At 65.3% G+C, this 19,785-nt stretch carries 19 protein-coding genes; 12 read left to right on the top strand and 7 right to left on the bottom strand.

All coding sequences use genetic code 11. The features are described 5' to 3' along the window. The first annotated feature begins 26 nt into the window (after positions 1 to 26). Entirely contained in the window at positions 27 to 2,045 is a 2,019-nt protein-coding gene (locus tag LAQ74_RS04895; protein WP_224335639.1) for a bacterio-opsin activator domain-containing protein, read from the top strand. A 114-nt stretch (positions 2,046 to 2,159) separates the two neighbouring features. On the opposite strand, the gene LAQ74_RS04890 is transcribed toward LAQ74_RS04895, so the two are convergent. From LAQ74_RS04890 to LAQ74_RS04880, 3 genes are all read right to left on the bottom strand, one after another. Continuing rightward, positions 2,160 to 2,681: a YciE/YciF ferroxidase family protein gene (locus LAQ74_RS04890; protein WP_224335637.1), complete on the bottom strand. Its 522-nt coding sequence runs from the start codon at positions 2,679 to 2,681 to the stop codon at positions 2,160 to 2,162. Between the two features lie 144 nt (positions 2,682 to 2,825). Continuing rightward, positions 2,826 to 3,356 (bottom strand): DUF7970 domain-containing protein, encoded by a 531-nt coding sequence (locus LAQ74_RS04885; protein WP_224335635.1) that lies wholly within the window; start codon positions 3,354 to 3,356, stop codon positions 2,826 to 2,828. Further along, a complete protein-coding gene (locus LAQ74_RS04880) occupies positions 3,349 to 4,212 on the bottom strand; it encodes a ParA family protein (RefSeq protein ID WP_224335633.1) in 864 nt (287 codons plus the stop codon). Before LAQ74_RS04880 ends, LAQ74_RS04885 begins: the two co-directional genes overlap by 8 nt. Before the next feature lie 631 nt (positions 4,213 to 4,843). Between LAQ74_RS04880 and LAQ74_RS04875 the strand changes: the two genes are divergently transcribed. Further along, complete coding sequence (locus tag LAQ74_RS04875; protein WP_224335631.1) at positions 4,844 to 5,869, top strand: BGTF surface domain-containing protein; 1,026 nt, start codon at positions 4,844 to 4,846, stop codon at positions 5,867 to 5,869. Between the two features lie 66 nt (positions 5,870 to 5,935). Here LAQ74_RS04875 and LAQ74_RS04870 read toward each other — a convergent pair whose 3' ends face one another. Both LAQ74_RS04870 and LAQ74_RS04865 read right to left on the bottom strand, forming a co-directional pair. Continuing rightward, entirely contained in the window at positions 5,936 to 6,544 is a 609-nt protein-coding gene (locus tag LAQ74_RS04870) for an ArsR/SmtB family transcription factor (RefSeq protein ID WP_224335630.1), read from the bottom strand. A 71-nt stretch (positions 6,545 to 6,615) separates the two neighbouring features. Continuing rightward, positions 6,616 to 7,929, bottom strand: a complete 1,314-nt coding sequence (locus LAQ74_RS04865) for a S8 family serine peptidase (protein WP_224335628.1) — start codon at positions 7,927 to 7,929, stop codon at positions 6,616 to 6,618. A 212-nt stretch (positions 7,930 to 8,141) separates the two neighbouring features. Here LAQ74_RS04865 and LAQ74_RS04860 point away from each other — a divergent pair, with 212 nt between their 5' ends. Continuing rightward, positions 8,142 to 8,372, top strand: a complete 231-nt coding sequence (locus LAQ74_RS04860) for a hypothetical protein (RefSeq protein WP_224335627.1) — start codon at positions 8,142 to 8,144, stop codon at positions 8,370 to 8,372. Here the strand turns inward: LAQ74_RS04860 and LAQ74_RS04855 are convergent. Beyond that, positions 8,369 to 9,499 carry a tyrosine-type recombinase/integrase gene (locus LAQ74_RS04855; protein WP_224335626.1) on the bottom strand — a complete coding sequence of 377 codons (1,131 nt, stop codon included), beginning with the start codon at positions 9,497 to 9,499 and terminating at the stop codon, positions 8,369 to 8,371. The genes LAQ74_RS04860 and LAQ74_RS04855 overlap by 4 nt on opposite strands. Positions 9,500 to 9,671: 172 nt before the next feature. Between LAQ74_RS04855 and LAQ74_RS04850 the strand changes: the two genes are divergently transcribed. Both LAQ74_RS04850 and LAQ74_RS04845 read left to right on the top strand, forming a co-directional pair. After that, positions 9,672 to 10,061: a MaoC/PaaZ C-terminal domain-containing protein gene (locus tag LAQ74_RS04850; RefSeq protein ID WP_224335625.1), complete on the top strand. Its 390-nt coding sequence runs from the start codon at positions 9,672 to 9,674 to the stop codon at positions 10,059 to 10,061. A gap of 194 nt (positions 10,062 to 10,255) precedes the next feature. Further along, positions 10,256 to 10,429 carry a hypothetical protein gene (locus LAQ74_RS04845; RefSeq protein ID WP_224335624.1) on the top strand — a complete coding sequence of 58 codons (174 nt, stop codon included), beginning with the start codon at positions 10,256 to 10,258 and terminating at the stop codon, positions 10,427 to 10,429. 10 nt (positions 10,430 to 10,439) lie between these two features. Here the strand turns inward: LAQ74_RS04845 and LAQ74_RS04840 are convergent, their stop codons facing one another. Beyond that, entirely contained in the window at positions 10,440 to 11,411 is a 972-nt protein-coding gene (locus LAQ74_RS04840; protein WP_224335623.1) for a D-2-hydroxyacid dehydrogenase, read from the bottom strand. A gap of 104 nt (positions 11,412 to 11,515) precedes the next feature. Here LAQ74_RS04840 and LAQ74_RS04835 point away from each other — a divergent pair, with 104 nt between their 5' ends. The 7 genes from LAQ74_RS04835 to LAQ74_RS04805 all read left to right on the top strand — a co-directional run bounded on the left by LAQ74_RS04835 (position 11,516) and on the right by LAQ74_RS04805 (position 19,692). After that, a complete protein-coding gene (locus tag LAQ74_RS04835; protein WP_224335622.1) occupies positions 11,516 to 12,364 on the top strand; it encodes an aldo/keto reductase in 849 nt (282 codons plus the stop codon). A 64-nt stretch (positions 12,365 to 12,428) separates the two neighbouring features. Continuing rightward, positions 12,429 to 12,983, top strand: a complete 555-nt coding sequence (gene msrA / locus LAQ74_RS04830) for a peptide-methionine (S)-S-oxide reductase MsrA (protein ID WP_224335620.1) — start codon at positions 12,429 to 12,431, stop codon at positions 12,981 to 12,983. A 62-nt stretch (positions 12,984 to 13,045) separates the two neighbouring features. Further along, on the top strand, positions 13,046 to 13,222 hold the full coding sequence (locus LAQ74_RS04825; protein WP_224335618.1) for a DUF5786 family protein: 177 nt from the start codon (positions 13,046 to 13,048) through the stop codon (positions 13,220 to 13,222). A gap of 377 nt (positions 13,223 to 13,599) precedes the next feature. Further along, complete coding sequence (locus tag LAQ74_RS04820) at positions 13,600 to 14,148, top strand: metal-dependent hydrolase (protein ID WP_224335616.1); 549 nt, start codon at positions 13,600 to 13,602, stop codon at positions 14,146 to 14,148. Between the two features lie 112 nt (positions 14,149 to 14,260). After that, the gene (locus LAQ74_RS04815) at positions 14,261 to 15,109 is read left to right on the top strand and encodes a helix-turn-helix domain-containing protein (RefSeq protein WP_224335614.1); all 849 of its coding nucleotides are present in this window, start codon (positions 14,261 to 14,263) and stop codon (positions 15,107 to 15,109) included. Between the two features lie 461 nt (positions 15,110 to 15,570). Continuing rightward, positions 15,571 to 17,067 (top strand): right-handed parallel beta-helix repeat-containing protein, encoded by a 1,497-nt coding sequence (locus LAQ74_RS04810; RefSeq protein WP_224335609.1) that lies wholly within the window; start codon positions 15,571 to 15,573, stop codon positions 17,065 to 17,067. A gap of 258 nt (positions 17,068 to 17,325) precedes the next feature. Then, positions 17,326 to 19,692, top strand: a complete 2,367-nt coding sequence (locus LAQ74_RS04805) for a flippase (RefSeq protein WP_224335608.1) — start codon at positions 17,326 to 17,328, stop codon at positions 19,690 to 19,692. The last annotated feature ends 93 nt before the right edge of the window (positions 19,693 to 19,785 follow it).

The following is a 19,785-nucleotide window of genomic DNA, read 5'->3' as shown; positions in this document are numbered from 1 at the left end:
GCCTGCGACTACGCGTCTCCCAAAAGATGACACACCAAGACTCACCGACAGACGGACGCCGTATCGCGTCGGAATCTCCCGATGCAACGCACCGCTGTACTATCTGGCTCAAAACCGATGGCACCATCGCGGCGGTGACCGACCTGTTCTTGGAGACGACTGGCTACTCCCGCGAGGAGTTCGTCGGTCAGGACGCCCTCTCGCTTTTGGCCGGCGATACCGCCGACACGGTCGATGGAGACGAGGATACCCCCCTCGCCAAGGCGATTCAGCGACTACTCGACGCCGACACCATCTCGGTCGAAACCGTCGAGACGGAGGTACCGACCGCCGACGGCGGGTACGCCTCGTTCGCGCTCGACCTCATCTCGCGACCCCCGGACGAGGAGTTCCGCGGGTCGGTCGGCATCCAACCGGACGAGGGTAAACAGGGAATCCGAGACCGAGAGCTCTGGGTGAAGACTCGCGCGATGGACGACGCCTCCATCGCGCTCTGTCTCACGGACCCGAATCGCCCCGACAACCCGCTCATCTACGTCAACAATGGGTTCGAGGAAGTGACCGGCTACACCGCAGAGGAGGTCGTCGGACAGAACTGTCGGTTCCTCCAGGGCGCGGGCACCGACCCCGAAACCGTCGACCAACTCCGCGAGGCCGTCGACGAGGGCGAACACGCCTCGGTCGAACTCAAGAACTACCGGAAGGACGGGACGCCGTTCTGGAATCAGGTCGAAGTCGTGCCGATTCGGGACGAAGACGGCGAAATCGTCCACTTCCTCGGCACCCAGCGCGACGTCACCGAGCGAAAACAGCGGGAACGACAGCTCCGAGAGCAGCGCGAACAGCTCGTCGCGCTCGACCAGATAAACCGGATCATTCGAAGCATCAACAGCGCGCTCGTCTCGATATCCACCCGCGAGGAGGTCGAAGAGATCGTCTGCGAACGACTGGCCGACTCGCCCTCGTACGCGGCGGCGTGGATCGGCGAAGTCAACAGCGCTCGCGGGACGATTACGCGGCGAGCGAGCGCCGGAATCGACGCCTCCGCACTCGACTCGGAGAACACGGACGAGGGGGACGACCAGTTCGCCTCTCCGGCGATGGAGGCGACGCGAACCCAGGATGTCGAAGTCGTCACCGATCTGGAGAACGAACCCGAGAGCGAGTGGCGGTCGTGGGCGCTCGAACACGGCTATCGGTCGGCGGCCGCGGTTCCCATCGGCTTCCAGGAGTTCCAGTACGATATCCTCACCATCTACTCCGAGCGTGAACACGGTTTCAGCGGGCAGGAGCGCGACGCCGTCACCCAACTCCGCGAAATCGTCGGCCACGCCATCAACGCCATCGAGCGAAAGGAGGCGCTTCTAGACAACATCGTCGTCGAACTCGAGTTCGTCATGCGCGACCCGAACAGTCCGCTGTTCGCGGCGACGGACGACAGCGACTGCACGGTGACGTACGAGCGGACGATTCCGCTCGCTGACGACAAAGCCATCCAGTTCATCCGCGTCCACGGCATGGGCTGGGAGGAGGTCCAGAGCGCGCTCACCGACGACCCGTCCGTCGACCACGCCCGCGTCGTCTCCGAGCAGGAGGACGGCTGTCTGGTCGAGATACGCTCGCCGGAGACGCCCATCACCTCGAAGCTCGCGACCTACGGCGGCCAGGTGGCAGAGGCCGTCGTCGAGGACGGCGAGTTCCGCGTCGTCGTCGAGGTACCGCACGAGATAGACATCCGCGAGATCGCGACGGCGGTCCAGCGGGCGTACCCCGACGCCGAACTCGTCGCACAGCGCTCGACGACGCGCAGCGTCCAGACGCTCAAACAGTTCCAGTCGGCGCTGGCCTCGCGCCTGACGGACAAACAGCAGGCCGCGCTCGAAGCCGCGTTCGCCGCGGGTTACTTCACGTGGCCGCGCGAGAGCACCGGCGAGGAGATCGCCGAGGGACTCGGCATCGCGCCGGCGACGTTCCACGAACACCTCAGAAACGGACTCGCCCAGTTGCTCGGGGCGGCGCTCGAAGGCACCGACCGGTCCGACTGAGCTCCCATCGATGCGTTTCGTCTGCCGAGCGACCGGAATCGCCGAGTGAGTCGGACGTACCCGAAAAAAGAGGCGGTGTCGGTCGGATAGGCAGTACCGGAGCGAGCGACTCGTTCAGCCGGTGAGCTTCTGGAACAGTTCCTTGAGTTTCGACCCGGTCGCCATCGCCTGGAGTTCGTCCAACGTCCGCTGTTCCTCGTCGAGGTTCTGCTCCAGCGGTTCGGTCACCTCGCGACCCAGATCAAGCCTGTCGGCGAGCATCTGGAGGCTCTCGTAGCCCGTTATCTCGAACCGCTCGGTCTTCATCCCTGCGCCGAGGTAGTGGACGTTGCGGAGTTCGTCCTCTCCGACGGCTTCGTCGAACGACTGCTTGTCCCGGAGCATGCCGTCGATGGCGTGTACCTCCTGCTCGAACGGTTCGCGGTCGATGGCGTCGAACACGCGTTCGATGCGTTCGACGTGTTTTCGCGTCTCGTCGCGGTGGTCGGCGAACCCGCGACTGATGTTCTCGTTCGGCGTCTGCATCGCGAGTTCGTCGAGCGCGTCGACCAGTCGGTTCTCGACGTAGTACATACTCGCGAGTTCGTACTCGAACAGGTCTCGAAGCGTCTGCAGGGACTGTGTTTCTGTGGCCATAGTTCCTCCGCGTACGAGGGCTACGACCACGTGGATAAACGTTAGTCGACTATCAGTCCGCGCCGACGGTTTTCGCTCGCGGTCTGTCGAGCGAGGCTGACTCTCGTCGTCACCGACCAACGCGGGACGTGGACGCGAGACACGCTACTTCTCGCGCGCCTCGACGACCCGCGCGGCAATGTCGTCGACGTGGTCGGCGGCGAGGCGAACTACGGCGTCGTGGAACTCCCGCCCGGTCACGTCGCGGACGTCGTACTCGCGGCGGAGCACCGACTCGACATCGAACTCGGCGTCTTCGAGAACGTCGAGCGTCTCGTCGCGGACGTAGATGCTCTTCGGTGTCGTCTCCTCGAAAGAGAACGCCGGACCGCTGGGGTCGGACGCCTCGTCGGCGTCCGCGGTGTCGTCGGCATCGGCGCTCCCGACGGTCTCTGCAGTCGTCTCGTCGGTGGTACCGGCCGCATCGCCTGTAGTCCCGACGCTCTCGGCTGCGGTATCGGTGGCGTCGCTGCCATCGTCGCCTTCGGCCGCGGGGTTTGCCGCCTCCGCTGACTCTTCGTCCGCCTCCGCTGTCCCCTCGTTTTTCTCCGCTCTTCTCTCATCCTCCTCCGAGTTGGACTCCGAGTCGTCGTCGAGCGCGTCGCTCAACCCTGCGAACCGATTGCCGTCAGGCACTCGCCGCCACCTCTTCGTCGGCTTCGTCCGCGTCGGCGACATCGACGGTCCCCGCTTCGACGACGCCGGCGAGTTCGTCGAGGCGTTCGACCATGTCGTTCTCCGGTTCGTACTCGCGTAGCGTCTTCCCGTCGCGCCACGAGCGGCGGAACGCGATGCGTCGGCGGAGGCCGGGACCGGGGGAGTCGTCCGTCTCGAACGCTTCGCTCCGGGCGAATTCGGGGAGGTACTCGGCGAACGGCGACGACTCCAGGTCCCGGATGATGCGCTTCTCCTCGTTGTTGCCGCTGAGGTCGTTCGGGACGATGGCGAGCAGGTCGAGGTCGACTTCCTGGCGAATCGGCAGAATCTGCTGTTCCCACATCCGCTCGAAACCGCTGACGCTCGGTTCGCTCATCAAAAGCGGGACGATGACGTTACCCGACCCGATGAGCGCGGCGTCCGAGAGCGGTCCGAGGCTCGGCGGCGAGTCGATGACGACGTAGTCGTACCGGTCGCCGAGCAGCGGTTCGACGATGCGACGGCGCACCCACAGCACGCCGAACGTCGAGTTTCGAACCCGGTCTTCGGCCCCGTCGAGGTCGACGTGCGCCGGAACGACGTCGAACCCGTCGCGTTCGTGTATCACCGCGTCGACGGCGACGGGGTCGTCCTCGGTGAGCACGTCGCCGATGTGCGGCCCGTCGGATTCGTAACACTCCTTGAGTCCGACACCCTCCGTCGCGTTCCCCTGCTGGTCGAGGTCGACGAGGAGTACGTCGTTGCCGCGCGCGGCGAGCGCGTCCGCGAGATTTATCGCGACGGTCGTCTTGCCGACCCCGCCTTTCTGGAGCGAGACGCTGACCGCGCGACTCACCGCGTCTCACCCCGGGAGAACTGTCCGAACATTCTACAATTTGTAAACAGTCTACGATGCGGACACCGCGTACCAAGTGTCGACCGTGTCATCGTTCGCTCACGTCTCCCCGACGCGGCTTAACGTTATCCACGTCGGCCTGACTGTATGAACATTCTAGAATTTCTGCAAATCTCCGGACGTTCAACCGGGTACATCGTTTCGGAGAAACGGGGCCGACTGGGGCTCAAAAATTGTAGAATTTCACGACCGGCGGTGTGCAGCTGCAGCCCGACGAGTGCCGACCCCACCGCTGTCCGGCGGTCGACATCTCAACTGAGACAAACCTAACTGCAGTTGTTACCGTATGCGTCCATTTTATGTACCCGCTTGCGGTAGCGTCACATGCGACGTTCGCGCACACTCTGGTCAGTCACGGTTCAGACATGCGTCGGTACGAGCGTCGCACCGGTCCCCGTTCTCTGTGACTTCGTGGCTTCAATCGGTATTTGACCCACCGTCGACATTATTACGTCCTCTATCGACGCTCGACTGTGACAGTTCGACCCTCCCTGCGCGACGCCCTGACCCGTTCGAAGCCGACGCCGTTCGCCGACCAACCGCCGCGCCGTCGACATCGGTCGGTGGTTCGGTGCTGACCCGAGCGCCGACACGGAGGCGCCTCACACGAGGACTCGCCGCCCTCCTCGTTCTCCTCTCCGCCGCGGCTGCTTCCGGTACGGTCGGCGCCGCCGACACCACTACCGCCGACGGCGACGACATCGTCATCCTCCACGAGGGTGACCGACTCGTGCTCGAAGCGGCGGAAGCTCAGGTCGTCCGCGGCGAGACGACGCTCGATGCGGGGACCGAACTGACGGTGCGGATTCGCTCGGCGCACGGCGCGGACGCACCGTTTCTCGAATCTCGGACTACGGAAGTCGACGAGTACGGTACGTTCGAAGCTACGTTCGATTTGAGCGGGCAAGAGGTCGACACCGCGTTCACCGCCTCGGCGTACGGCGACGATCTCTCCTCGGAAGACGTGGACGGCCGACTCGTCTCCTGCGCGGACTGCGACGCGTCCTCGACGCGAACGACGCTGCCGCCCGCCGACGAGGCGAGCGTCGAACCCGTCGTTCGCGTCCGCCGGACTAACACCGCGCGCATCCCGGTGACCTACGGCGACGCCGACCGACTGACGCTCGTCGTGGGCGGCGAGGACGTGAACTACGAGGCCGTCGTGACCGTCCGAGACGGAGACGGTGACGGGCGGACGACCGTCAGGTTCGACACCGCCGACGCGGGGTCCGACTCGCAGGCGATGCACGTTCGCGACGACCAGGTGGTGACTCACTCGCAGACGACGCTCGGTAGCACCCTCGACCCCGGCGACTACCCGATGCGACTGTATCTCGGGTCGGACACCGATGGCGAACCGGTCGACGTCGGGACGCTCTCGGTGGTGGACGTCCCGGAACTGACCTCCACGTCGACGCCGGAGACGACCCCCGAAACGGAGGCGAGGACGGAGACGGTGACCGAAACGTCCTCACGGAGTCTGTCGACGGTCCCACGCGGGGTATCGTCTCTTCTCGGCGGGGTCGGCGCACTCGTCGCCGGCGGCCTGCTCGCCGTCCTGGGTATCGGCCTCCTGCTCGGAGTTTTCCGGACGTAACGCGTCTCGACTACGGGGCGTCGCCACCGGCCGCCGCGCTCGACCTGCCTGTCGGGACGCGCCGACTCACGCCTTCGAACGGACGGCGAGGACGGCGACGACGAGCAGACAGCCGAAGAAGAAGAGCACGCCCGGTTCGACGACGCCGAAGACGAGCCACGAGAGCGTCGAATTCGGCTGCGACACCCCCCAACTCGCCGGACCGAGTACGCCGTCCGGTTCGGCCGAGGACCCGACTAACCGCCTCGCTCCCCACTGAACGAGAGCGCTCGCGCCGACGAGAACACCCAGTCCGGCGACGACTTCCCGGAGCGACCGACTGACCGCCGGTCGAAGCTCGCGGTTGCCGACGAACACTATTGGGTCGCTCGTCGGCCCATACACCGTCATCTCGCGTCCTTTCTCGGAGTACCGGATATCGACGGCCTCCACGAGGCCCGCCTCCCGGAGATTCGTGAGGTGGTAGTTGATGTTCTGAACCGACGTCTCGGCGTAGCTGGCGAGTTCCGAGGGCGTTCGTGGCCGTTCGAACAGACCCCGGAGCAGTCGACGTGCGGTGTCGGAGGCGAGCGCGTCGAGCACTTCGTCGGTCTCCTCGGACCGGACGTCGAGGACGCGGGGGTGCTCGTGCGTCGTCGAACTGTGCCGTTGGAGTTTGTCGATGAATCCGGACATGGGTGGGGCGGAGCGTCGTTCGGGCCGACGAGGACACGTCACTAAGTGCTATCTATAAGTAAAAATTCCATTTAACCGGTGTCGTTGTCGACCGCGCGCACGGGGTCGACGCGACCGTAACCGGTCGAGACGTCGATTCCCGCCTCGCCCACATCGGTCGCCGTGCGTTCGAGTCGCCGTTCGACTTCCCACGGTTCGTACGTCGGGTCCGCATCGAGCAGCAACGCAGCCACGCCGCCGACGTAGGCGGCGGCCGCGGACGTCCCGACGAACGGGTCGTCCCGTCCGGCGACGCGGTGACGACTCGGCGCGACCACGTCGACGCCGAGACGGCCGTCGACGGTCGGGCCTCGCGAACTAAACGGTTCGAGCCGACCCGCCCGCCGGTCGTACGCACCGACGGAGAGAACCCGACCCGTCGCCGGTGCGGTGATGCTCCGCTCGGGAGTGGCCGACTCGAAGCTGTGGGTGGGTGATTCGAGGGTTATCCGCGCCGTCGACCCGTTTCGCGGGCCGCGGACGACGACGAAGTGGGTCCCTGTGTCGAGATGTGCGGTCAGCCGCTCGTTCGGCACGCTATCGCCCGTGTAGGGTTGCGAACGTGCGACGAGACGCGTTCCGCGTTCGTCCGTTCGGTACAGCTCCGCGGTGAACTCCTCGTCTCGGTGCGCGTCGTCCCACGAGAGCCAGAGGTTCACCGTGTCTCCGTCACCGCGCAGATAGTTTCGCTCGCCGTCGCCGAACTGGTGCGTTCCGGTCGTCTCCGTCTCGTTTCGAGCCGCCTCGTACTCCCCGGACCACCGTCCTCGTGCGAGGTTTCCCGTCGGAGCGACGAAGACGACCCCCCGTTCGGTCGCTCTCGTCGCCGTCCGAGCGACCGTCGAGGTCCCGTCGCCGGGTTGACCGTAGAACGAGACCGGTGCGACGATGACGTCGGCGTTCGCCGTCAGCCACTCGACGGCCCGCTCGTAGCTCTCCGGCGAATCGACCGTCGCGAAGTACAGCTTCGAATCGGGTGCAGTTCGGGCGACGACGGACGCGACGGCGGTCCCGTGCGCGTTCGACCTGCTGGTCGGTCTCGCGCCGCTCGGCGTCCCCGAGTCGAACGTGCGCGACGCGACGACTCTCTCGCCGAGGTTCGACCGCCGGGCGTCGAATCCCGTCACGTCTACGATGCCGACGCTGACGTTCTCCCCGGTGATTCCCGCCTCGTGGAGGCGGTGGAGTCGGTCGTCCGACCCGGACGTCGTCGACGTGCTCTGCACCACGCCCTCGGTGGCTCTCTCCTCGAACTGCGGCGAGACGGCGACGTAGCTGATGGCTCCGGTGAGAAGGAGGACACAGAGCGAGACGACGACTATCGTCGAACGATCCGGTTCAGCCACGGTTGATTAGAGGGGCGACTGAAATCGGGTCGTCGACTCGCTCAGTCGACCGGAACGACGAGCGGTGACCGCTACTGGAGGGCATGCTACCGGCGACTCTCCGTCCGGCGAGAAAACGTTGGCGTGTTCGTTTCGGCCTCCACCTCCCGTCTCCGCGACTCGTTTGCTCCGCGTGCCATCAGCTATTCCCCGTTCGCGGCCGTACGTCGCGTATGGCATCTCAACTGTCCGAGGACGACGTCGGCAAGTCCGTGTACGACGACGACGGAAACGAGGTCGGCACCGTCGACGAGGTGACCGACGAGGGCTTCTACCTCCGCTTCGGCGAGGGCGTGGAGGTGACGTGGGGCGGCGGCGACGAGGACCGCTACCCTATCGGCCCGGAGTCCGTCGCGGACGTGACGGCCGACCGGGTGACGCTCCAAGGAGAGTTCGAGGGCTAGTCGCGTTTCAGCACTCGGTCGACCTGCCGGGCGGTCTCGGCCGCCCGGATATCGGAGTACGATTCGTGAGTCGTCTCGATGCTCACGTGTCTGAGCGCCGACTGCGCGAGTTCGGCGTGGCCGCTGGCGTACAGTTCGTGACCCAGCCCTCGCCGTGCTCCGTGCGGTTTGAGATACTCGCCGCGAACGTCGACACCCGCGTCGGCGCAGAGCCGCTTCATCACGCTCCGCGCTCCGTTCGTCGTCAGCGACGGCGGGGCAACCCGCTCTTCGCGGATTACGGTCGATAGCGGCGCGCTCTCGCAGCGTTCGTCTACTTCCTCGTCGCTCCACCCCCGCGCACCGAGTTCCGCCTCGACGGCTCGCCGACGCGACGGCCCGTGACCGGTCGGGAACACCGGCCACGAGGCGTCGGCAGGATCGCATCGCTCGCGGTGGTCGACGAGCGCCGCGCTCGCGCGCTCGGGCAGCTGCGCGTACTCGTACTCCCGGGATTTGCCGAACACCCGAACCGCGTTGGCGTCGGTGTCGACGTCGTTCCACGTGAGGCCCGTTCGGCGCTCGTCGGCGGGGGCGGCGAACACCTCGCCGCCGCGGACGCCCGAGAGTGCCAACAGCGCGACGAGCGCCCTGTCGCGCAGCGCGCGCCGAATCTCACGTTCGGACCCGCCCGTGCGCGCCTTCGCCGCGCGCCGGTCGACGTGAGTGAGTATAGCGTTCCGCTGTTTACGCTTCCAGAACTGCCGATCCCTGTCGCCGTGGTCTTCGGGGAGTTCGTCGGTCGCACGGGTCGATTTCGCCGGATTCGTATCGAGCAGTTCGTCGGCGACGCAGAAACCGAGAAACGCACGGACGTAGGCGTAGTACGTGTTCGCCGTGCTCGCTCGGAGGTCACCGTCGCGGACGAGTTCTTTGAGCCGTCTGGCGTAGCGTCGACAGTGCATGACGGTCACCGCGTTCAGCGTGGTCACGTCGGTCTGCTCGCGGAGCCACGCTTCCCACCCGATCAGCACCGAGCGGTAGTTCTTTCGGGAGTTTCCGGCCTCGATGCCGTCGAGATAGCGCTCGATAACCGACTCGACGCTCGCCGCCGACTCGCTGGTCGCCGGGTCGCTCTCCTCACGCATCGCCTCTCTGTGACGGTGCCAACCGTAAATAGCTGTCAGTCGGAGCCTCCGTGGTTCGGGACGGTCGTCCGGTGGCGACCGAACGGGAGCACGTATATCGCAGAGTGCTATACGAACCACGTCCGGTTCCATCGGATCCACTTTTACTTGCGAGCGCAACGTAGCGAGTACGATGACATCGCCGACGCCGGGTGAGAGCCACACCGTCGAACGAACGTTCACCACCGAGGAGGTGGACGCGTTCGCCGACCTCTCGGGCGATACGCAACCGCAACACACCGAACCCGACGACGAAGGTCGGCGAATGGTTCACGGATTGCTGACGGCGACGCTCCCGACGCAAATCGGCGGTGAACAGGAGGTGCTCGCGCATACCATGGAGTTCACCTTCTCGCGTCCGGTGTACACCGGCGAACGAATCACCTGCACGTGGACGTACGAGACGGTCGAGGAGCTCGCCGACCGGTACGACATCTCCGCGAGCGTCGTCTGCTCCCGCGGTGACGAACCTGTTCTGTCGGGCACGGTTACCGGTCTGATTTGGAAGGACGCCGCCGAATGATCCGACGCCCGGGTACGCTGCAGCGTCGACGTGTGTCCCGACCGGGCGAACACGCTTCTGTTCTCTGTCGCCAACAGTTCGCCTCTGCACCGCGATTGGTCGAACCGGCCACGTCCTCGCCTACGCCTTCGTCCGCTCCGTCCTCCGCTCGCCGCCTCGGCGTCACCTGACCGACTCTCGACGGGTTTCGGCCGATGACCGGCGTCTACGAGCGAGGGCTCGGACTCGGCGTCCTCGGCGTCGGCGCGTTCACGTTCGCCACGACCGTCGCCGACCCGTTTCTCGGGATCAGGCCGGTCGCCGTCGGCCAGTTCGGCATCGTCGCGTCGCTACTCGTCTACGGCGTCTCGCGCTCCGAAACCGACTGAACCGTCGCTCTCAGAGTTCGACGCAGTTCCGGAGGTCCGCGGTCGCACCGCTCTCCACGAGTCGTTCGACGTTTTCGGCGACGATATCGGCGACGCGCGGCCAGTACTGCGGCGTGTCGCCGGCGCTGTGCGGCGTGATGATGACGTTGCCGAACGTCCAGAGCGGGTGGTCCTCGGGTAGCGGTTCGGGGTCGGTCACGTCCAGCGCCGCCGCCGCGATCAAGTTCTTCTGTAGCGCTGTGACGAGCGCGTCGGTGTCGACGACGGGACCGCGCGCGACGTTGACGAGAATCGCATCGGTCGGGAGCGTTCGGAACGCGTCCTCATCCACCAGTCCGCGGGTCGTCTCCGTGAGCGGGCAGGCGAGCACGAGCGCGTCGGTCCGCGCGAACGCGTCGGCCAACTCGTCGTCATCGAAGCCGATCACTTCGTCGGTCGGCCCGCCTTTCTCCGGCGAGTAGCGCACGCCGATGGTGTGGACGCCGAACCCCGAGAGGCGTTCGACCAGCGCCTCGCCGATTGCGCCGAGGCCGACGACGGTGACCGTGCTATCGTGCAGTTCGCCGCGGGTCTGGAAGCGCCGCCACTCGCGGCGCTCCTGGCGACGCATCCCCACGTCGAGACGGCGGGTCAGCGACAACAGCGTCGCTAACACGTGTTCGGCCATGTTCGGTCCGTGAACGCCCGAGGCGTTCGTGACGGCGATCCCGCGCTCGGCAAACGCATCGAGCGGGAGGTGGTCGACGCCCGCCGACCCCGCGGCGAAAATGCGCAGGTTCTCGGCTTCTTCGAGCAGTTTCTCGTCGGCGCGGAGCCCCACGAGTACGTCGGCGTCTGCGGCGACGGCGAGTTCTTCGGCGCGCGTCCGGGAGTACCGAATCTCGTGGCCCGGCAGTCGTTCGCGGAGTTCCTCGGCCGCCTCTTCGATGGAGCGGCCGTGCGCGCGACCGCGGAGGACACCGACGGTGAGTCGTTCGGTCATCGCTTGTGGCTTCGGCGACGGGGGAGGCAAACGTTGCGGTCGAACCGTCCGAGGCGGATTCCGGTGCCACAAGAGGCTACTATCTCGCGACCGTCTTCACCTCCATGACGGTCGAAAACCGAAGCGACACCTTCGAGATCGGCGGCGAACTCACCGTTCACCGACTCGGCTACGGCGCGATGCGCCTCACGGGCGAGAACATCATCGGCGAACCCGACGACAGCGAGGGGGCCCACCGTGTCCTGCACGAGGTCATCGCGACCGGCACCGACCTCATCGACACCGCGGACTCCTACGGCCCGGCCGTGAGCGAACGACTCATCGGCGAAGCGCTGCATCCGTACCCCGACGACCTCGTCGTCGCCACCAAAGGCGGCCTCCTGCGCAACGACGACGGCGACTGGCTTCCGAACGGCGACCCCGACTACCTCCGAAACGCCATCCTCGGGAGCCTCGACCGCCTCCGCGTCGACAGCATCGACCTCTACCAGTTCCACCGCCCGGACCCCGACGTCGACTTCGAGGAGTCCGTCCAGACGCTCGCCGAACTGAAGGACGAGGGGAAGATCGGCCACGTCGGCCTCAGCAACGTCTCCGTCGACCAACTGGACACCGCCCGCGACATCGTCGACGTCGCTACCGTCCAGAACCGGTTCAACATCGGCGACAGAGAGCAAGAAGACGTGCTCGACGCCTGTGAGGACGCCGGTATCGGCTTCATCCCGTGGTACCCGCTCGGTGCCGGGGACCTGGGCGACAAAGCCGACGTCGTCGACGGCATCGCCGACGCGCACGACGCGACGACTCAGCAGATCGCGCTCGCGTGGTTGCTCCAGCGCTCGGACGTGATGCTTCCGATTCCGGGCACCTCCAGCGTCGAACATCTCCGCGACAACGTCGCCGCCTCGCACATCGACCTCTCCGACGACGAGATGGCTCGACTGAACGAGTAACCGGCTCTGTACTCGTGGGCCCCACATCCGTAGCACCTTAACGCGTCGCGCTCCTACTTCTCCTATGAGCAACACGGAGACGGCGACGTTCGCAGGTGGCTGCTTCTGGTGCATCGAGGCGGCGATGAAGGAACTCGACGGCGTCCTCGAAGCCACGTCCGGCTACACCGGCGGCGGTGTGGCGGACCCGACGTACAAACAGGTCTGTACGGGCGAGACGGGCCACGCCGAGGCCGTCCAGATCGAATACGACCCCGAGAAACTGAGCTACGAGGACCTCCTGCAGGTGTTCTTTACTGTCCACGACCCGACGACGCTGAACCGTCAGGGGCCGGACGTGGGCACGCAGTACCGCTCTGCGGTGTACTATCACGACGACGAACAGCGGGAACTCGTCGAGTCGTTCGTCGAGGAACTCGAAGCAGAGGGTGCGTTCGACGACCCCATCGTCACCGAAATCGAACCGCTCGGCGAGTTCTACGTCGCCGAGGAGTACCACCAGGACTACTACGATAATAACCCTGGCGACGCGTACTGCACGTTCAACGCCGAACCGAAGATTCGGAAGGTCAGAGAGAAGTTCGCCGACAAGGCCAAGCAAGTCGCCGCGGACGACTAATATATCTGAGGTGACTTCGGACACACCGCATCCCTTTTATTGACAACTGAAAATTTCGAAGCATGGGTTTTGGTAGCTACGACGAATCCGAGCAGCGAGACCAGACCGTGAGCGCCGACGCCGACGACGGTGTGAACGTCCACGAGAAAGACCACGACGGGAAGGTGACGTTCGACTCGGACGCGACGACGGACGACCTGCTCTCGAAACTCGAAGAGATCAAAACGGTCGACGAGTAGCGACCTCCGCTAGACGCTTCGGGGAGACGGACTCCGACAGGCGACGGGCGCCCCGGAGTGTCGGGAGATGGGGTGCTCGCTTTTGTTCCGCCGACGCTCGTCTGACATATGTTTATATAGTGGTTGTTCATCTACGAAGACACCGACCGTAGGGTGTCGGGAACACGGGTAGGGGTACACGTCGTTCACGCGCCCTACGGAATTTTCATCCCGGTAGCCGCCGCTCCGTGGGGAGCAGTAACCGACGCAGCGACGGTGCGGTCGGCTGTCACCCCGTCGAACCGCGGGGCCGCTGGCGGTCGACCGCCTGTCGACAAGTCGTCACCAACCGACCCGAATCCACGTGCTTATACGGGGACCCGAACTTGGCGAAGCCGATGTGGTTCCCCACCCACCTCGCCATCGGTTACCTTCTCGGCGCTCGGTTCCGTCTTTCGGTCTGGTGGTGTCTGCTGGGCGCCGCGCTTCCGGACCTCGTCGACAAACCGCTCGGTCTCGCCGGCGTCTTCCCCGCCTATCAGACCGTCTCGCACTCGCTCGTTGGCCTCGCCCTCGTCGCCGCGGTGTTTCGGTCGCCGACCAGCGACCGCCGGACGACGGCCTCTCTCGCGTTCGGCGTCGGATGGCTCTCACATCTCGGCGCGGACTTCCTGCAGTTGACGCTCGACGGCCGAACTGCGCACGCGATCGGCATGCTCGGATGGCCGGTGACACACTGGTCGAACCCCATGGTCGATGGCTCGGTTCCCGGCTACACCGACACGCTCCTGTCGGCGGTGCCGTTTCTTTCTGAGGGGTACCTGAGTCACTACCTGACGTCCGCCTCGTTTCCGCTCGAACTGCTCGTCTGTCTCGTGGCGCTCGCGCTGTCGCTCGCGAAGCGACGTCGCGAGCGGAGATCGGTCTCCGGACGCGCCGGACGGTGACCGCTCGTTGCGTCATTCGCTTACCGCCTTGCTAAAGGCGCTCTATGGCCTGAAACAGTCGAAACGGAGCTTTGGATTTATCTAGTTCTAGTGTGGAGTGCTCTTCTGTTATGTGGGTCCAGCTCCGACCGACGACGACTCCGCCCGAGGCGGCGCAACCGCGGACGAGCAGGTCCCGTTTCTGCAGGTGTATCGGGCCGTGCCGCTGAGTATGAACGGCGACCCCGACGACCGCTCCGCTCCGGACGGCGACGGACCCTCGGCGGCCGCCGGCCTCGAACTCGACCGCTACGAACTCGTCGTGGAGGCGTATCTCGCACACCCGGAGATCGCGCTCTGTCCGACGCTCGCCGCGGTCTCCGGGGCGGCCGTCAGGCCGCAGTCGCAAACGACGTTTCGCGGCCGACCGACGCTGTTTTTCACCGCCTCGAACGTCGACCCCGCCGCCTTCGAGACGGCGCTGCTCGACGACCCGACGGTTCGTGACCCCGCACTCGTCGGCGTCGATTCGGACTATCGGACGTATCGAGTCGGCGTAACCGATTCGGCGCAGCGTCCCACCGAAATTCCGGAGGCGCTCGGCGCGTTGGTCTCGGCCGCCGAGAGCAACGGGGAGGGATGGCTCGTTCGCATGCGACTGCCGAACAGGGAGACGCTGTCAACGTTGAGCAGTCGCTGTCGGAACCGGGATGTCGACTTCCGCGTTCGTCAACTGTACAGCTCCGACGCCGAGGCCGAACGGAGTCGCGGAACCCGCTACGGCGTCACCGACGACCAGGAGCGACTGTTGCGCGCCGCGTACGAGATGGGCTACTACGACGTCCCTCGCCGCAGTTCGCAAAACGAATTGGCGGAGGAGTTCGGCGTCTCCCCCTCGGCGGTCTCCCAACAACTGCGGCGCGGGACCGGCGCGCTCGTCGAGAGCACCCTCGTGACGCCGGCGTTCGAGACCGAACTGTAACCGCGGGCGCGCTTCGGAGTGCGTTCTCTACATCGCCGAAAAACAGCCGTAGAGGCGTTTTAGCAGGATAATAACCGAAGTAGACACGTCGGCGATAGACGCGGATCCGCTTTTCGACGAGGCATCCGATACCGTCCGTTCTCCGGGCGATTTGGAACCCGGTAAGCGCCGATTAACCGACCGTTGTCGGCACGAATTACTTAAAACCTACAGTACTGAACGACTGTCTATTAGAACTGATTGTTCTGTATTGTTTCCACGAACGTTGCAGACCTACCAAACCGGGTGCCGCGTTAGGGTCACGATAACGGGGGGACGAACGCCGTTTTCGAGGGGAAGTAGGGAGCGACGGGTGAGACATTATGCCCAACAAGATATACGCTTGCGATGAACACGGTGCGGAATCGAGTGAAGATGCGGCGAACCAAACGCGACGCAGGTATCTCAAAGGAGTGCTCGGAGTGGGAGCCGTCGGCGCCGGCGTCCGGTTGAGTGCCGGCGTCGGTGCGGCGGCCTCCACCGACAGGAGCGAACTCTTCGAGGAGTACGACCACGTGTACGACGTCGTGGAGGCCGGCGCAGACAACACGGGCAACCAGCCGATAAACGACGTACTGGAACGACTCCGCGGCGACAGTACGCTCTTGCTGTTCCCGCCGGGACGGTATCGGATGGACCGACAGTTCCGCTTTTCGGACTTCGAGAAGTTCGGCGTCGTCGGTGACGACGCGACGCTCGTCCCGGCGAACTACCACGAGTTCGACGGTCCGAAGTACCGTCTGTTCCGACTCGGCGTCCACTACGCGCCGGGCGAAGACATTCGATTCGAGGGGTTCGAGGTCGACTTCACGGCCGCCGATACCGGCATCCGCGTCATCGACGCGCTGGCGTCGAAGCGCCTGCTCGTGCGCGACGTCGACGTCGTCGGCGAGCACGATAGCGGCACGTGGGGGCCGGGTCGCTTCTGCGTCACCGACGAGGACGGCACGGGCCTCGTCGAGCGGTTCCGCGCGCCCGACGGCGGCGCGTGGGTCGACGAGACGCCTAACGACGGCAACCTCTGGAAGGGACCGAGCGGTATCATCTCGAACACCTACAACAGCGGCGAGTTGACGTTCAGAGACTGCGAGCTCGGCGCGTTCCCCGACAACGGTCTGTACGCCTCAGGTGGGTCCGGCAAGATCGTCGTCGACGGCGGTGTGTACAAGAACAGCGACACCGCCAACATCCGCCTCGGCGGCACCGAAAGCGAGGTTCGGAACGCGACCGTCGTCGTCGACGACAACCGCCCGCAGGACGTCAACCAGCGCGGTATCCGTCTCGAAAACGGCGAAGACCTCACGGTTCGCGACACCGACATCCGCATCCGGTCGGTCAACGGCCACGCGCTGACGGTGATGAACACCTGCGAATCGACGTGGATACAGGACGTCCGAATCTCGATGGCCGGCGACAAGGTCAAGCACGGCATCGTCGTCTCGCCGGAGGCCGGCGAAACGACCATCTACCGCACCGCCATCGAGATGGACACGCCCGGCGGTTACGGCATCAAACTCACCGACACCGACCGGACGGCGCGGGTGAACTGCGAGAACGTGAAGATAACCGGCGACGTGGGCGACGAGGGTGCGCGGTCCGGCATCTTCTGCGCACGGGACAACTCGCGGTTCTCGAGTGTGACCGTCGACCAGACGGAAACCGGCCATCGCCGAGCCATCGAGAACGTCGGCGACGACGTCAAACTCTACGGCGGGGAGTATCTCGCGAGCGAACGCCCCATCTGTAACTACGGAAACGGTTTCCGCGTCGAGAGTATCTACGCGGAGTCCGAGGAGGATTACTACGCGCTGTACCTGTACGAACCGAGTCGAGACGCCTACGTCAAGCAGAGTTCGCTCATCGGCGGCATCTACGACAAGAGCGAGGACGACCTGCGCGCGTGGGGCAACGAGTCCTGAATTCGGGGTCACGACGCCGAATTCGAGGTCACAGCTCCGGCCCCTGGCACGGCTCGGCGTCTAGAACTAAATAAACGAACCCTTCATCCCCGCTGTGCCGCGGGTCGACCGATTTACGAGCGCCCGAATTCCGGCGTCTCACTCGCATAGCGTCTCTATAATAATCACCCCGTGGGCCCGAGTGGGAACCATGTCACTTCGCCTCCACAGCATCGCCCCTGCCAGACGCCTCTTCTATCGGTATCCGGTGACTTCCTGATGGATCGCTCCATCCTGAAGGGAATCCTCTCGGTCGGCGGCAGTCGCGTCGCGACGCTGGTCATCGGCGCGGCGACGACGCCACTTCTGTACCGCGAACTCGGTGACACGGACGTCGGCGCGTACACGACGCTCCTGTCGGTGTTCGCCCTGTTGATGATCTTCGTCAGCTCCGGTGTCACCGACGGCGTCCGCAAGTACATCGCCGAGGACCGCGACGCCGCCGACTGGGAGGACGCCGTCGTCGGCTTCTACTTCCGCGTCGCTATCGTGCTCGCGTTGGTCGGAAGCGGGAGCGTCCTCGTCCTCGCGGAGACCGGTATCGGCGGCGCACTATTCGGTGACTCGTTCGTCCAGTACGCGACGGTACTCGCCGGACTGGTCGTCGCCGCGCAGTTCCGCGCGTACACCCGCCGGACGCTGATGGGGTTCGGACTCGAAGAGTACTCCGAGCCGCTTCGGGTTCTCGACTCGCTTCTGTTCATCGGCATCGGCGTCTCGCTGGTCGTGCTCGGATACGGTGTCCTCGGCGCGCTGCTCGGCCACCTCATCTCCGGCATCGTCGTCGGCCTCATCGGTCTGGCGCTGGTCGGCAAGCAGGTGTCGCTCTCGGCGGTGTTCCGCGGGGCGCCCGACACGCTGCCGCGCCGCGAGATGCTGACGTTCAACGGGATGAGCATCGTGCTGATGGCGCTGATGATGTCGCTGTACCACCTCGACATCCTGATGCTGCAGTACTGGGAGCCGAACGCCGTCGTCGGCCACTACAAGGGCGCGCTCGCCATCGCGGAGTTCCTCTGGTTCGCTCCCATCGCGTTCCAGACCGTCTTCGTCCACTCCACCTCCGAGATGTGGTCGAAAGGACAGACCGAACGTATCTCGAAACTCACCGCCCGGACGACCCGTTACACCCTCCTCTTCACCGGAATCATGGCGCTCGGGCTCGCGGCGCTCGCACCGATCGTCGTCCCGCTCTACCTCGGCGAGGAGTTCGTCAACGCGGTCGTCCCGCTCATCCTGCTCCTGCCCGGAACCGTCGGCTTCGCCGTCGCGCGGCCGATACTCGCCGTCGCGCAGGGCAACGGAACGATGAAGTTCCCGGTTGCGGCGACGGGCGCGGCGGCCGCCATCAACGTCGCGCTCAACGTCGCGCTCATCCCGCAGTTCGGCATGCGCGGCGCGGCCGTCGCGACCAGCGTCGGTTACGGGACGATGTTCCTCTTTCACCTCTGGAGCGCGAGAAAGGTCGGGTTCGACCCCGTCTCCGAGGCTCGGCTCTTCCGGAGTCTCGCGACTATCGGCATCGCCGCCCCCCTCGTGCTCGTGTTGCCGTCGCTCGTCGGCAACGACCTGCTCTCGCTGGTCGTCGTTCCGCCGCTCGGACTGCTGCTGTTCGTCTGCGTCGCGTGTCTTACCGGCGCGCTCGGCGTCGGCGAGATACTCGAACTGCTCGCGGAGTTCCCCGGACCCGTCGGCAGCGCCGGGGACACTCTCTACTGGCGGCACGCCCGTCTCGTCACCGACGGCGGGACCAACGTGATGCAGCGCAGCATGTTCGTCGCCGGTCTGCTCCTGTTCGTCGCCGCCGGCGGGGTCGTCCTCGCCGACGTGGGCGGCGACAGCGGTGACGACAGCGACCCGTCGATACCCGACTACTCGAACACGACCGAGACACCGACTGCGACGCCGACACCGACCCCGGCGGACACGTCCAACGAGACGACGCCCGCGGACGCAGACGACACCGACGCGAACGGAACGAACGCGTCGACGGCGACGCAGACGCCGCAGAGTGGCGACGGTGGCGACAGCGGAGGCGATAGCGACGGCGGCGGTGATGACGACAACGACGGTGACGACGACTCCGGCGGTATCGGCGACTGGTTCGGCGGCGGCGACGACGATAGTGACGACGGCGACGATAGTGACGGCGACGACGGCGACACCGACACGCCGACAGAGACGGAGACGGAAACTGAGACGGAGACATCCAACGAGACAGAGACGGAGACGGAAACTGAGACGGAAACCGAGACGGAGACAGAGACGGAAACTGAGACGGAAACCGAGACGGAGACAGAGACGGAAACTGAGACGGAAACCGAGACGGAGACAGAGACGGAAACCGAGACTGAGACGGAGACAGAGACGGAAACCGAGACGGAGACGGAAACCGAGACGGAGACGGACACAGCGACGGAGACAGAGACGTCGACTGAGACGGAAACCGCGACACCGACCGAAACGGAGACGTCGGAGACGACCACGACGGAGTCGAAGACGGACACGTCATCGGGTAACGAGACGAGCGACGACAGAGGTCTGTTCGACGTGCTACTCCGTTCGCTCCCTTCGACGCCGACCTGACGTCGGGGAACGACGCCGCCGTCGGCGACTCCCGAACCGGCCGGTGTCCGCATCCGTTTATATCTAGATCTCAACCGTTTCGAGCGTTGTGAA

Source organism: Haloprofundus halobius, from assembly GCF_020097835.1.
Classification (GTDB): Archaea; Halobacteriota; Halobacteria; order Halobacteriales; family Haloferacaceae; genus Haloprofundus; species Haloprofundus halobius.
The sequence above is the reverse complement of the archived record's forward strand: the minus strand, read 5'-3'. Positions and strand labels throughout refer to the sequence as shown.

What these genes read in the sequence shown, in the direction of transcription:
- msrA (WP_224335620.1), top strand. Translation starts at nt 12,429, where the DNA reads ATGAGCAACACGGAGACGGCGACGTTCGCAGGTGGCTGCTTCTGGTGC.
- LAQ74_RS04855 (WP_224335626.1), bottom strand. Translation starts at nt 9,499, where the DNA reads ATGCGTGAGGAGAGCGACCCGGCGACCAGCGAGTCGGCGGCGAGCGTC.
- LAQ74_RS04860 (WP_224335627.1), top strand. Translation starts at nt 8,142, where the DNA reads ATGGCATCTCAACTGTCCGAGGACGACGTCGGCAAGTCCGTGTACGAC.
- LAQ74_RS04845 (WP_224335624.1), top strand. Translation starts at nt 10,256, where the DNA reads ATGACCGGCGTCTACGAGCGAGGGCTCGGACTCGGCGTCCTCGGCGTC.
- LAQ74_RS04850 (WP_224335625.1), top strand. Translation starts at nt 9,672, where the DNA reads ATGACATCGCCGACGCCGGGTGAGAGCCACACCGTCGAACGAACGTTC.
- LAQ74_RS04820 (WP_224335616.1), top strand. Translation starts at nt 13,600, where the DNA reads ATGTGGTTCCCCACCCACCTCGCCATCGGTTACCTTCTCGGCGCTCGG.
- LAQ74_RS04840 (WP_224335623.1), bottom strand. Translation starts at nt 11,411, where the DNA reads ATGACCGAACGACTCACCGTCGGTGTCCTCCGCGGTCGCGCGCACGGC.
- LAQ74_RS04870 (WP_224335630.1), bottom strand. Translation starts at nt 6,544, where the DNA reads ATGTCCGGATTCATCGACAAACTCCAACGGCACAGTTCGACGACGCAC.
- LAQ74_RS04890 (WP_224335637.1), bottom strand. Translation starts at nt 2,681, where the DNA reads ATGGCCACAGAAACACAGTCCCTGCAGACGCTTCGAGACCTGTTCGAG.
- LAQ74_RS04835 (WP_224335622.1), top strand. Translation starts at nt 11,516, where the DNA reads ATGACGGTCGAAAACCGAAGCGACACCTTCGAGATCGGCGGCGAACTC.
- LAQ74_RS04805 (WP_224335608.1), top strand. Translation starts at nt 17,326, where the DNA reads ATGGATCGCTCCATCCTGAAGGGAATCCTCTCGGTCGGCGGCAGTCGC.
- LAQ74_RS04895 (WP_224335639.1), top strand. Translation starts at nt 27, where the DNA reads ATGACACACCAAGACTCACCGACAGACGGACGCCGTATCGCGTCGGAA.
- LAQ74_RS04825 (WP_224335618.1), top strand. Translation starts at nt 13,046, where the DNA reads ATGGGTTTTGGTAGCTACGACGAATCCGAGCAGCGAGACCAGACCGTG.